At 34.2% G+C, this 12,468-nt stretch carries 14 protein-coding genes and 1 pseudogene; 6 read left to right on the top strand and 9 right to left on the bottom strand.

Annotated elements, in window-relative coordinates:
• The gene (gene metG, locus ABWU31_RS02600; protein ID WP_353271321.1) at positions 1-1,626 is read right to left on the bottom strand and encodes a methionine--tRNA ligase; all 1,626 of its coding nucleotides are present in this window, start codon (positions 1,624-1,626) and stop codon (positions 1-3) included.
• Positions 1,627-1,783: 157 nt separating this feature from the next.
• On the opposite strand from metG, the gene ABWU31_RS02595 reads away from it, so the two are divergent.
• Complete coding sequence (locus ABWU31_RS02595; protein WP_338482224.1) at positions 1,784-2,206, top strand: TrbC/VirB2 family protein; 423 nt, start codon at positions 1,784-1,786, stop codon at positions 2,204-2,206.
• An 11-nt stretch (positions 2,207-2,217) separates the two neighbouring features.
• On the opposite strand, the gene ubiG is transcribed toward ABWU31_RS02595, so the two are convergent.
• A complete protein-coding gene (ubiG, locus tag ABWU31_RS02590) occupies positions 2,218-3,393 on the bottom strand; it encodes a bifunctional 2-polyprenyl-6-hydroxyphenol methylase/3-demethylubiquinol 3-O-methyltransferase UbiG (protein WP_077188583.1) in 1,176 nt (391 codons plus the stop codon).
• Between the two features lie 195 nt (positions 3,394-3,588).
• On the opposite strand from ubiG, the pseudogene ABWU31_RS06735 reads away from it, so the two are divergent.
• From ABWU31_RS06735 to ABWU31_RS02565, 5 genes and pseudogenes are all read left to right on the top strand, one after another.
• Positions 3,589-3,675 (top strand): annotated as a pseudogene (locus tag ABWU31_RS06735) (WPE palindromic element domain-containing protein); the annotation flags it as partial.
• Between the two features lie 618 nt (positions 3,676-4,293).
• Entirely contained in the window at positions 4,294-6,042 is a 1,749-nt protein-coding gene (dnaG, locus tag ABWU31_RS02580; protein ID WP_353271320.1) for a DNA primase, read from the top strand.
• Positions 6,043-6,279: 237 nt separating this feature from the next.
• A complete protein-coding gene (locus ABWU31_RS02575) occupies positions 6,280-7,362 on the top strand; it encodes a Fic family protein (protein WP_353271319.1) in 1,083 nt (360 codons plus the stop codon).
• Between the two features lie 90 nt (positions 7,363-7,452).
• Positions 7,453-8,464 (top strand): IS630 family transposase gene (locus ABWU31_RS02570; RefSeq protein WP_265029767.1). Its coding sequence is split into 2 segments (ribosomal slippage): positions 7,453-7,914 and positions 7,916-8,464, totalling 1,011 coding nucleotides; the frame shifts between segments, so codons are not numbered across the junction.
• A gap of 213 nt (positions 8,465-8,677) precedes the next feature.
• Positions 8,678-9,760, top strand: coding sequence for an efflux RND transporter periplasmic adaptor subunit (locus ABWU31_RS02565; RefSeq protein WP_236514883.1), 1,083 nt, complete (start codon positions 8,678-8,680; stop codon positions 9,758-9,760).
• A gap of 100 nt (positions 9,761-9,860) precedes the next feature.
• Here the strand turns inward: ABWU31_RS02565 and ABWU31_RS02560 are convergent, their stop codons facing one another.
• The 7 genes from ABWU31_RS02560 to ABWU31_RS02530 all read right to left on the bottom strand — a co-directional run bounded on the left by ABWU31_RS02560 (position 9,861) and on the right by ABWU31_RS02530 (position 12,363).
• The gene (locus ABWU31_RS02560; protein ID WP_010082072.1) at positions 9,861-10,025 is read right to left on the bottom strand and encodes an IS3 family transposase; all 165 of its coding nucleotides are present in this window, start codon (positions 10,023-10,025) and stop codon (positions 9,861-9,863) included.
• Positions 10,018-10,134, bottom strand: coding sequence for a hypothetical protein (locus ABWU31_RS06730; RefSeq protein WP_406722028.1), 117 nt, complete (start codon positions 10,132-10,134; stop codon positions 10,018-10,020). The genes ABWU31_RS02560 and ABWU31_RS06730 overlap by 8 nt, the downstream gene beginning before the upstream one ends.
• Positions 10,135-10,182: 48 nt before the next feature.
• A complete protein-coding gene (locus tag ABWU31_RS02555; RefSeq protein WP_094189604.1) occupies positions 10,183-10,479 on the bottom strand; it encodes an IS3 family transposase in 297 nt (98 codons plus the stop codon).
• Positions 10,480-10,626: 147 nt separating this feature from the next.
• Positions 10,627-10,911 (bottom strand): transposase, encoded by a 285-nt coding sequence (locus tag ABWU31_RS02545; protein WP_041573518.1) that lies wholly within the window; start codon positions 10,909-10,911, stop codon positions 10,627-10,629.
• Between the two features lie 79 nt (positions 10,912-10,990).
• A complete protein-coding gene (locus ABWU31_RS02540) occupies positions 10,991-11,305 on the bottom strand; it encodes an FtsB family cell division protein (RefSeq protein ID WP_006279630.1) in 315 nt (104 codons plus the stop codon).
• 49 nt (positions 11,306-11,354) lie between these two features.
• Positions 11,355-11,483, bottom strand: coding sequence for a type B 50S ribosomal protein L36 (gene ykgO / locus ABWU31_RS02535; RefSeq protein WP_006279631.1), 129 nt, complete (start codon positions 11,481-11,483; stop codon positions 11,355-11,357).
• A gap of 49 nt (positions 11,484-11,532) precedes the next feature.
• Positions 11,533-12,363, bottom strand: coding sequence for a pyruvate, water dikinase regulatory protein (locus ABWU31_RS02530; protein WP_353271318.1), 831 nt, complete (start codon positions 12,361-12,363; stop codon positions 11,533-11,535).
• Positions 12,364-12,468: the final 105 nt, after the last annotated feature.

Genomic DNA, 12,468 nt, shown 5'->3' with positions numbered 1-12,468 from the left:
TTAAACATCAACCCTCAAAAAAACCGGCGTAGGTTTAGGCAGCGTAATGCCTGAACTTACGCACGTGTCGTACAAAGATTTTAAATCTCGTTGTTCTTTCGGAATTTGCAGTTGATTTAGTATCATCTCTGCTGACTTTGGAACAATCGGTTGCAATAAAGTGCCAATTATCCTGATATATTCCAGTAACTTGTAAATTACTAAATTCATGCGTTCTCTATCAGTTTTGCTTAATGTCCAGGGTGCACTTTTGTCTATGTAGGCATTTGCTTCAGAAGAGATGTTGATAATTAGAAGCATAATCTGGTTAAATTCATACTTTGATAAATGGTCCATCACTTGACCTAGTATAGCTTTGCAATTTGGCAGACTTTCTTCACCTCTAAGTAAATCTCGATCAATTGTTGGTACAATTCCAGAGCATTGCTTGTGTAAAAATGAAATTGTTCTTTGTACTAAATTGCCTATGTTGTTTGCCAGTTCTGAATTTATCCGGCTGATCATATTTTTCTTACTAAAGTTACCATCCTGGCCAAAACTTGCTTCTCGAAGGAGAAAATAGCGTAGTTGATCAACACCAAACTCTTGAGCGAGGCCAATTGGATCTATGACATTACCAAGGGACTTGGATATTTTTTCTCCCTCGTTTAGCCACCAACCATGAACTGCAATTTGTTTTGGTAGTGGCAAATCTGCTGCAAGGAGAATTGCCGGCCAATATACGGCGTGAAAGCGCAATATGTCTTTACCAATTACATGAACGTTGAAAGAGCTGTCAGCTAGGTTTGCGGCGCGTAACACTGGAATCTGCGTTTTCCCTTGGTTTGGTGTCATTCCAGCGCGTGACGCTGGAATCTGCGTTTTAGATTCTGCCCAAAACCTCTTATATTCCTCACCTTCAGTACTAGGGAAACCTATTGATGTAAGATAATTGGTTAATGCATCTATCCAGACATAGATTACGTGTTTGTCATTACCTGGTACTTTTATTCCCCAGTTAAAACTAGTGCGAGAGATTGAGAGGTCAATGAGCCCTGATCTTACAAACGATATCACTTCATTTCTTCTGCTCTCAGGAAAGATAAAACTTGGCTGATTTTTATAGAGTTCCAGTAATTTGTCTTGCCAGTTTGACAAGCGAAAAAAGTAGCTCTCTTCTTTTATCCACTGAACTTCTGCGCCTGTTGGTGCTTTGCCATCTATCAGCTCTGATTCCTGATAAAATGCTTCATCACGAACTGAATACCAACCCGAATAGGAATCCAAATATATTTGCCCTCTCTCTTCAAGTCTATTCCATAAAGCTATAACTGCTTTTTTGTGACGTTCCTCCGTAGTGCGAATAAAATCGTCATACTCAAAATTCATGAACTTAGCCAATTCTTTAAATGAAACGCTCACTTCATCTGTAAATTCTTTTGGCTGCATTTCCTTTGCTTTAGCTGCTTTTTCTATTTTTTGTCCATGTTCATCTGTACCGGTGGTAAATTTGACATTTTTCCCAGCTAGTTTCATGAACCTTGCCACCACGTCACACAAGAGAGAAGTGTATGCATGACCAATATGTGGCTTATCGTTTACGTAATATACTGGCGTGGTGATGTAAAAGTTCTCGAATTGTTCCATGGTTTAGCATTTTGATAAAAATCAACTGAGTTAATTATAGTATTAAAAAGGCAGTAATAAATAAATATTGATTAGGTTAAGCATAATTTTTGAAAAAAGCGATTTACTGAAATTTTATAAAAATAAGAAACAATCAGGCATGATTATTGAAAGAACAATGGGAAATTTTCTTGTAATTCTATTTATAGTTTTCTATGCATTTGATGCACACGCTGATGGAGCAACAGATGTAATGTGTAATGTAATAGGTTACGTTCATGGAATAGGTGGACCAATGATTACAGTGGTAATAATTGGTTCAAGCTTACTTGCAATATTTGGCAGAATGCCTTGGCCTGCACTTTTCGCACTGGGTATGTTTGTTGCTGTGTTTTTTGGTGCTCCTCAAATTGTAACAAAGGTAACAGAAAAAGAAGTTTGTTGTCTTTTTAAAGGTCAAACCTTGGAGAATGGAAAGTGTGTTGCTGCTCCTGGATATGAACGTGTAGGTACAGGTTATGCTTGTCGTTCCGGTTGGGCGCTAACTAATAAAGGCTACTGTATAAAAGCTGGCCAAGATCCTTCAAAGTATTGGAAGTGAAAATGGTGCTTTTATAGAGTTAAATCTAACAAACCGCAGAGTATATAATTAACATCCACGCCTTTAGTTAGATTCCACTCACGCTTTATTACGTTGTACTCCATGCCAGCCATGTTTTGCAGCGTTACATTATTTTCTCTTAAGTGATTTGCAATTTCTGACGGCTTGAGAAATTTATTCCAGTTATGTGTACCTTTTGGCAGCCAATTTAATATGTACTCTGCACCAATTATTGCAAGACAAAAGGATTTAATAGTTCTATTTATTGTGGATATAAAGATTAACCCCTCCGGTTTTAGCAGTTCTATCGCTTTTTTCATGAAAAGCTCTAAATTATCCACATGTTCAACTACTTCCATCAGCAGAACCACGTCGTACTTCTTGTCATTGCTTAGCTCTTCAATGCTGGTGTGTATATATTCTATATTTAACCCTACTTTTTTTGCATGTGAATGCGCTACTTTTATGTTTTCTTCACATACATCTATTCCCACAACGTTAATGCCAACGCGTGCCATTGACTCTGACAAAATGCCACCACCGCATCCAACATCAAGCAATGATAATTCTTTCAAATTGCATTTTTTTAACTCTTTTATTTTCTCAATAATGTAAGATACTCTAACAGGATTCATCATGTGCAATGGTTTGAATTTGCCGTTCTCATCCCACCACTGGCCTGCCATTTTAGCGAATTTTGATATTTCATCTTCGTTATAAGTTTTTGTTTTTTTTTTCTTAGAGGTTATATTGCTGAGTTTATCAAGGCGTTTTTTATGTCTGCTTTCTTTTGAAAATTCTGTTTCGAGGAATTGTTTGACTATGTCTTTTGCTAATCCACTCGCAGTAAACCCTGCACCAAGACACAGTACATTTGCGTTGCCATGCTCGCGAGCTAATTTTGCGATCTCAACACTGTTACATAAAGCAGCGTAGATTCCTTCAAAACGATTTGCCACAGTACTCATGCCCAAACCTGTACCACAAATTAATATCCCATAATTTGCTTTTTTGCTTGTTATATCTTCTACAACTTTAACAGCATAGTTTGGGTAATCTACACACTTTTGCTTAACAGTGCAGCCTTGATCTACTACTCTGTAACCTAGGGCTTCCAGGTAAGGTTTTATTTCTGATTTTAATTCATAACCAGCATGATCTGAGGCAATTGATACTATACCTAACATATAAGAAATAAGGACATTTTATATGGGTTTGAACTTTCTGTCAAGTCATTCAATGCTTCTGACCTTTTGGGAGTTCTAAAGCTATAGCTAAGGTTTTCCTACGTCATACCGCAATTCATTCCACAACTGTACGAACATTGTGATTTGAGAATAATCTCCGCCAGGAAGGGTGTCATCCCAGTGCTTTGGCACTGAGATCCAGAAAACTTAATTTTAAATAAGTACACCAGATAGCTGTATAATAAGAACTGGATTCCAGTGTCAAGCACTGGAATGACACCTTCTGTATAAATATTAAGAAATTTACCAAACGAAAAAAAAGGCAAAAGAAGCCCCGTGGTTGGCTAATTACTTACATTATACTTTCAAGTATGGCGTTTTTTTATTCTAAACACTTAATAACCGCGATTTAGCTGCTTTTAAGCCGCAACTAATCTAAATTATAAACGTTAAGAAATTTACTAAACAGAAAAAAAGGCAAAAGAAACCCTAGGGTAGCTAGTTATTCACTATCCATTTTTTAAGTTGGCGTTTTTTAATGTTTTAAATGCTTTATAAGCGTATTTCAGCTTGTGTAGGTCAAAACCCGGAAATTTGATAAAGACATAAGGTGCACATAGTGCAAAAAATTAAACATGAGACGCCAGATACGTTGAGTTTTTTTGTCATTTAATCTGTACAGAGAAGATAAATAAATAGCTTCAGTTTCATGATAAGGGCGCTGGCGAGGTTTGTCAAGGAAGTTTTTTGTTTCTGTGGGCTACCTGGATGACAGGATTGCTCTTGAATTTGTATAGCTACATTGTCGGTAAATCTAAATTGCTTTAGTTATAGAAATAAATTTCGAGTCAGATGTGTATAAATTCTATATAATTTTTATCCTACTACTAATTCAATAAGATGGATCACACAGATATTATAAAATCAAAATTATTATTATCCGACATAGTAGGTAAAAAAGTCAGATTAATAAAAAGAGGAGATAGTTTTGTTGGGCTCTGTCCATTTCATAACGAAAAAACCCCATCTTTTTCGGTGAGCAATACTAAGGGGTTATATTACTGTTTTGGTTGCTTAGCTAGTGGTGATGCATTTGAATTTATTTCACAAACTGAAGGATTAAGCTTTAAAGAAGCATTGGAAAAATTAGCATCGGTTACAGGTGTTGAACTGCCCAAAAATCTTAGTATTACAAAAGAGAACAATAAACTATTTTTAGCGCTTGATTTAGCTGCAAATTGGTTTGCACAAAAAAATCAAAGTGTTGTAGATTATTTAAAGCAGCGTAAGATTTCACCTAAAATCATAGATAAATTTAAGATAGGTTATGCACCAAGCTCTGGTTTGAAAGAGTATTTAAACTCTTCAGGTATTGAAGACAAAATTTTAATTGATATTGGATTAGTAAACAAAAATTTTCATGATTATTTTTATGACCGGCTGATATTTCCTATACAGAGCATTGCAGGGAGAGTTATTGGTTTTGGCGGACGTGCGCTAAGTTCTGAGCAACAGCCGAAATATTTAAACAGTCCAGAGAGTCAGCTCTTCAAGAAGAGGGAGAATTTATACGGATTAAACTTTGCTTTAAGCGAAATACGTAAAAAACAGCACATATTTGTTGTTGAAGGATATATGGACGTGATAGCACTACATCAAGCGGAAATTAGCAATACAGTTGCTCCGCTTGGTACTGCAATTTCTGCAGAACAGATAAAAAATCTATGGAAATTTGCTAAAGAAATCTCCATCTGTATGGATGGCGATAGTGCTGGACGTCATGCTGCTACTCGAGTTGCAGAACTTGCTCTGCTAATATTAGAGCCTGGATACACGTTAAAGTTTGTGACTTTGCCGAGTAATAAAGATCCATACGATATATGTAACGAACTGGAATACAAGAAAGAAGACGTATTGACTGCTCTTGACCATTCAACAAAACTGCATTCTGAATATTTATGGCATCACATAATCGATAGCAATTTGCAAAATTATGAAAAACTTGCTCCGGAAAAATATTCAATTCTTGAGCACAAGTTCATGGAATATGTAAATACTATTAGCAACAGCAGTATTAGAAGGTATTACAGAGATTATTTTTACAATAAGGCTAGTGAACTAAGAAGTAGCTTCAAAAAACAGATTTTTAATAGTAAAACTGGAGCAACAAAAGGTGAGTATCTTCATAACAAATCTCCAGAGCTAATTGAAGCAGAGCAAAATCAGGCCGTAATTTTGCGTATAGCCGTAGAATTTCCTGAAATCTTGAACCGTCCTATATTTTTTGAGCAATTTTCTCATTTTGAATTTACTAATGAGATGAAAAGATTACAACAGCGTGTAATTGATGTAATAAGTAACAAAAGCAAACTCGATAAAGAGGCTTTGTTACAAGAATTGAAACAGTTTAACGTTATAAAGTATGTATTTGAAAAAACTAGTGTACTAAATAGCCAACTGAACGAGAGAAAATCTGCAGAAATTGTGTGGAATAATATAGTGTTACTAAAAGAGTTAAATGCATTACGAAAAGAAAGAACCGAAGCGAGGCTGAGCGGTAATCTTGACTTAGAGGAAAGGTTGATAGAACAAATAAAGCAAATAGAAAGCAGTATACAAGAAATGCAAATGGAGTTTATTGAAAAGTAGATATCGTCTCGTTAGTCAACAAGAAAATTACAAAATAAGACAATATTTTACATAAGATTGAAATTTTTAACTAATTAAGCCTTCCTCTAACAGCTTTGCCCTGTAGTTTTTGATATGGTTAGGATCACTTAAAAATGTATAATTTTTGTAGTTAGCTCTGCTATGCATATAAAGCTTACTATTGACTTTTATCACATTATCTCACATTATCTCACATAATATGCATGTGAGAAGAATATGAACTGGAAGAATTTTCGTTTTAGTACACGTCTCAACCTAGAAGGGCCTGTAATTGAGCAAGTGTACGAGTTAATTACTGCAGTTGATAGTGTTAAAAATAGCTGGCAGGTAACGAAAAAACTACTACCACAAACAATTGAAAGATTAACTCATTCAGTTATTGTTACATCTTCTGGCGCTTCTAACCGTATTGAAGGAAATCGTCTAACCGATAAAGAAGTTGAGGATCTATATAAAAACCTACGTGTCAAAAAATTTAAAAATAGAGATGAGCAAGAAATTGCTGGCTACTTAGAAATGCTTAAACTAATATTTCATGATTATACGGATATTCCAATTAGTGAGTCATCAATATTGCACATTAACAACCAGATGCTACTTTATAGTGAAAAAGATTTGTATCATAGAGGAAAATACAAAGCAAGTTCTAATAGAGTTGAGGCAAAAGATCAGAATGGAAAAGTTGTTGGTATAATTTTTGATCCCACACCACCTTACCTTGTTAGAAAGGAAGTACAAGAGCTTATTGATTGGTATCACTGGTCCTTAAATAATAAATTTAAGCATCCTCTTATTATTATTGCTAACTTTGTTTTTGAGTATCTGGCAATACACCCTTTTCAAGATGGGAATGGCAGAACTAGTAGATTGATGACTAATTTAATGCTGTTGCAGCAGGGTTATGATTTTGTATCTATTGTATCACATGAAAAGATAATTGAAACTAACAAACTTGATTACTATTTAGCGCTTAATAAAACACAAAGTAGCTGGAAAAGTGGCAAAGAAGATATTTCCCCATGGTTAATATTTTTTCTTAATGTGCTCAAAACGCAAGCAAATGAGGGGCATTATATTCTTGAGAGGGAGAATACTGAATATTTATTATCAAGAAAACAATTATTCTTCTGGGAGTGGGCACTTAGCCTTGCAGATAAAGAATTTAGTAGAAAAGATGCTATAGAAGCTCTAGGATTTCCTCCAAGAACAGTAGAGGCAATTACAAAGAAACTGCTAGGGATGAAATACTTACAGCGTCTTGGAGAAGGCAAAGCCACTAGATATAAAGTTATTATTTAAAAGTTTTATACCAATTCCCATTACAGGGCAAACAGATGGACAATGATGGAAGAAAAGCCATACTGAAGTAAGTAAAATAGCGAGGTTTAAATGGCATTAAGATCAAAATTATTGGATGAAAAAGTAGTAGAATCAGCAAAAGAAATGCTGAAGAAAGTAAGGAATAATGCATATGTTTCAAAAAAACTAAATGCTGTAATTGCAGCAAAAAAGTACAGTATAACGGCTGTAGCAAAAATATATTGCATTTCAAGAAGCGCACTAACTTCGTGGGTAAAACTCTTGAAAATTGGCAGAGAAGAAAAACTGTTTGCTCCTTCACAACGTCGTAGAAAAACTAAATTAAATCAGGCTCAACTACAGCAAATTGAAGAGTGGATAGAAGAAAATCCTAATATCACCATTAAAGAAATGAGAATAAGAATCCAGGAAAAGTTCGGATTAAATATCAGCAAATCTACAGTACACCGCCATATGCAAAAGATGAAATTCTCATATATTACACCAAGACCAGTTCATAATGGACAAGATAAAAGCAAACAAGAGGAATTCAAAAAAAAATCTCAATGGAGCTATTAGCAAGTATCCAGAAAAAGAGCTATTTTTCTTTGATGAATCACGGTTTGGCACACATTCAAAAGTTGGACATGGGTGGTTTAAAAAGGGGATTAGAACACAGGTTAAAACAAAATTAGGTAGGCAAAATTTCTATCTCTATAGTGCAGTTAATCCTAGAAATGGAGAGAGTTCTAGCTTATTTGCACCAAATGTCAACACTGATTGCATGAACATATTTCTTGAGCAAATTTCGCAATATCTAGAAACACGAGAGGCTTTTCTCGTTATGGACTGTGCTAGTTGGCATAGGTCAAAAAATTTAAAGGTACCTAAAAATATCGACATTATATACCTACCTCCATACTCACCTGAGCTAAATCCTGTTGAGAGGCTTTGGTTATATATAAAACAGAACATTTTGCGCAATAAAATATACGATACAATTGCTCTACTTGAGGGTGCTTTGTGCAAATTTATTACTTCTCTTGCCAGCTCCACAATTAAACAACTCTGCAATGTTTCCTATTTGACTGGACAACAATGAGAATTGGTATTAGTATGTTTTTCGAGATTTTTTTAAATCCAGTTTTATGCACAACTTTATTTGCAATTTTACATTTTTATTCGATTCAAAATTGCATTTTTGCAATAGAAAACTTACTTATTGTAGGAAAATCTTGTGTTTGTTCTCATATAAAATTATTTATGGAGTGACAATGGTGCATGTATTATACTTACATTTCTGATTCGAAAATTTATGCAGTTGTTTCTAACAAAATTAGTTAACAAATTCTATTGTTTAAAGATGAGAAATAAAGTAATCATCATTTCCAGTATTGCTTTTATTCTACTGTTTTTTATCAGCAGTGCATTTTTAAAAAAAGATCAGGCGGTTCATAGTGATAATGCAACTAGTAACTTTTCAGTAAAAACTCAAGAATGTGCGCCGCAAAACCGCACTATATATTTAAATTTTTCTGGTACAGTAAATCCCTTACATAGAGCTAGCCTTGTCTCAAAAATAAGTGGTAAGATTATTGCTATTTATTTACCTGATGGTGAAAAGGTAAAAAGAGATGATGTAGTGTTAAAGATAGAAGATTATGACAGGATTGAGCAAGCTCAGAAAGCCAAAGCTTTATTAAAGCAGCGTGAAATTGAGTATGATTCCTCTCACAAACTGAATAAAAAAGGCTATGGGGCACAAATACAAGTAGAAGCAGCTTTTACTGCGTTACAAAGTGCAAAAGCTGACCTAAAAAGGCTAGAATTGGATTTAGAAAATACTGCAGTCACATCTCCTATAGATGGTTATATTGATAAAATCAATGCAAACGAAGGGGATTTTGTTAATGCTGGGCAAAAAATAGCTGACGTGGTTAATTTCGATCAAATTCTTGTAGTGTTATACGTTTCGGAAAATGAAGTAAATAAAATAGAGCTAGGCAGCACAGCTCAAATTAATTTGCTGGACGGAAAAGAATTGGCAGGTGAAGTAAGTTTTATTAGTAAAATTGCTGAGCCTAAAACTGGGTCTTATAGGGTAGAAGTAAAGGTAACTAATAATAAAATGATATCCTTGCAGGGACTAACTGCCAACGTAAGGCTACCTTCAGGCGAAAGATTTGCATATAAAGTTCCTTCTTCAGCCCTGAGCTTAAGTGACGAAGGTGCTCTTGGAATAAAGATTGTTGATGATAATAATTATGTAGTATTTGCACCAATAGAAATTGTTGATCATGAGAGCGATGGGGTTTGGATAGTAGCAAATAACGAAGGTAAACCCATAAAGTTAATAGTATTGGGCCACCTATTTGTTAAGCCTGGTGATAAGGTTTAAGACACAAGATCCTTTGACCTTACCCAGAAAAAGTGGAGAGAAAGTGTGGAATGTTTTTTACAAAAAGAATGATGCATCAAATTGTTCTGGAATGCAATAGTTAATAGTGACGTTGTTTGTTATAAAAAATTTCTATGTATTCAAATATTGCAGTTCTAGTTTGTTGAGCAGAGTGTTGTGAAGTATCAATAAGTATTTCTCTTTTCAATGAGCTAAAGAAGCTTTCTGCAACAGAATTGTCGTAACAACAGCCTTTATTACTCATCTATATTCTTTACAGCTAAGAGATATTGATACCCTTGCGCAGTATATTGTGAACCTTGGTCACTGTGCAGCAGTAGATTTTTAACAGGTTTACGCCTATTAATGGCCATTAATAAAGAGTTCATAACCAATTGTTTGTTTATTGCACTACTCATTAACTACCATACGTGAGAATTATTGCTGCCAAATATAGCCATCCCTCCTTGGTTTTGATGTAAGTAATCCCATACTTTATTTGGTTGATCAACAATAAAGTTTTGATCTAGTATATTGGGAGCTACAGCTCTATTATCTGTTTGTTGTTTTTTAATTTTAAACTTTCTTCTCAGTATAGCCCTGATGTCATTTTTCTGCATAATACTTTGCACCGTTTTCAAATTGCAACTTTTACCCAAAGCCTTCAATTCAGCATGAATTTTAGGAGCTCCATATCTACATTTAGAAACTTGATATATTTTTTGAATAGCTTCGAGTAGCTCTTTATTTGCTGATTCTCTACTGCTTATTTTTCTTGTGGTCCACTTATAGTAGCCACTAGCAGAAAATCCTACATAATTCCTGTACTTTATAGCAGTTACTATGCTCTTTTATAAAAAAATATTTTACTCTTTTTGACTGGCCAGGGCTTTTTTTAAAATGTCTCTTTCTCTTGTTACTTTTGCTAACTCTTTCTGTAAATCAAATCTCTCTTTGTCATAAGGTGCTACATCTGGAAATGCATTTGCCGCTGACTTTTTTTCGTTATATTTCTTCATCCATTTTCCTAATACACTATCCCTTATTCCTAGATCTCTTGCTACTTTTGCAACTGGTTGACCTACCTTTCTTTGTTCATTTGCCAGTTTAACAGCTTCCAATTTGAATTCTGCTGTATATTCTCTTACCATTTCTAATCCTCCAAAATTTTATTTTACCCAAAAAAACTCTTTTCTTTCTCTCCACTTTTTCTGGGTAAGGTCACTACTGCTATTCCACGTCAAGAACAACCATAAGTTCATTAGGGTTCACATAACCTAAAGCATTTTTTGCTTGCTCATCAAGCAGATCTAAATCTAAGCTTTTTTCATATAAGCCAAATACTTTGTTGTCCAACTTTTCCTTTTCAGAAGAGACATCCTTTAGCAAAAGTTCATTGTACTCGATTTCTTTTTTTAAATCGATTAACGTCAATAAGCCACGTTTACCTGTAATTGTGCTAATGCTGAAATATAATGTAAGAGAAGAAATGAGTAAGGTTACGCTTAAACACAGTAATTTTTGCTTCTTTTTAGATATAAGCACCGTACTTTCACATATAAAAAATATATAACATGAAAAGGTGAACAAAAAGCTAAGAACCTTGACGCGCTTTACACCTTGGCTTTACCTTATTTATAATGTAAATCTTACCACCCCTTTTCACAACTTTACAATTTTTATCTCTGTTACGATGAGATTTTAGGGACCCTTTGACTTTCATATCTATAGTAAGAATTAAATTACTTTACATTATAATCACTTATCAAGAGTTAGTCAATTGATAACATTTTATTAAAATATTGTATAATTGTTGCTGATACTTCTTCGATCGACTTTTGCGTGACATCGATAACTGGCCAGTTATTCTGTTTAAAGAGCTCCTCTGCTTCTTTAATTTCCTTTTCTACTTTCTCAGGGTTAGCATATATATTATTATCTTCGTTGTTAATTGAAGTAAGTCTATTTTTGCGTATTTCTATTAGCCTACTTACGTCTATTGTTACCCCTATCGTTAGTTTATTTTTTAATTTTGCCAAGTCAACATAAAAGGGTACTCCACTAACAAAAGGAATATTTGCAACTTTATAGCCTCGGTAAGCTAAATACGTACTGGTGGGAGATTTTGATGTACGTGAAACTCCAACCAAAATTATATCTGCTTTATCAATATCTTGAATATTTTGTCCATCATCATGATTAATAGTGTAGTTTATTGCCTCAATGCGCTGAAAATATTCGTTATTTATCTCAGTATGCAAGTCAAGCTTTTCGTCTTTTTCAATTTTAAGATAGGACGAAATTTCTCTAATAATATGTGATAATATTGCTCTATAGGGAATTTTCAACTTTATACAGTTATCTTTTAAATATTTTCTTAGCTCATCATCAGTAATAGTGCATATAACAAAATTATGCTCATCACTTTTCCTATTAATTTCCTCCAGAATTTTGTCAATCTGCTCCTCTTTTTTCACAAAAGACCAAACATATTCGATCGTTTCTATAGAACGAAAGTGTTTCAGAGCTGATTTTGCAACTGATATAACAGTTTCACCACTTGAATCTGATACTAAGTGTAGATTAAGCTTTTTAATGGTCATGTTTTATATAGTGTTATACTAAAAATAATGGCTAGCAATCTGCTACTGAAATTATGCTAATTTGTTGACCTACGTAAATATAGAAAAACTATCCTGTTGATAAAA

Source organism: Wolbachia endosymbiont (group A) of Alloplasta piceator (assembly GCF_964028505.1).
GTDB lineage: Bacteria > Pseudomonadota > Alphaproteobacteria > Rickettsiales > Anaplasmataceae > Wolbachia > Wolbachia pipientis.
This window is presented reverse-complemented; position numbering and strand designations above follow the sequence as displayed.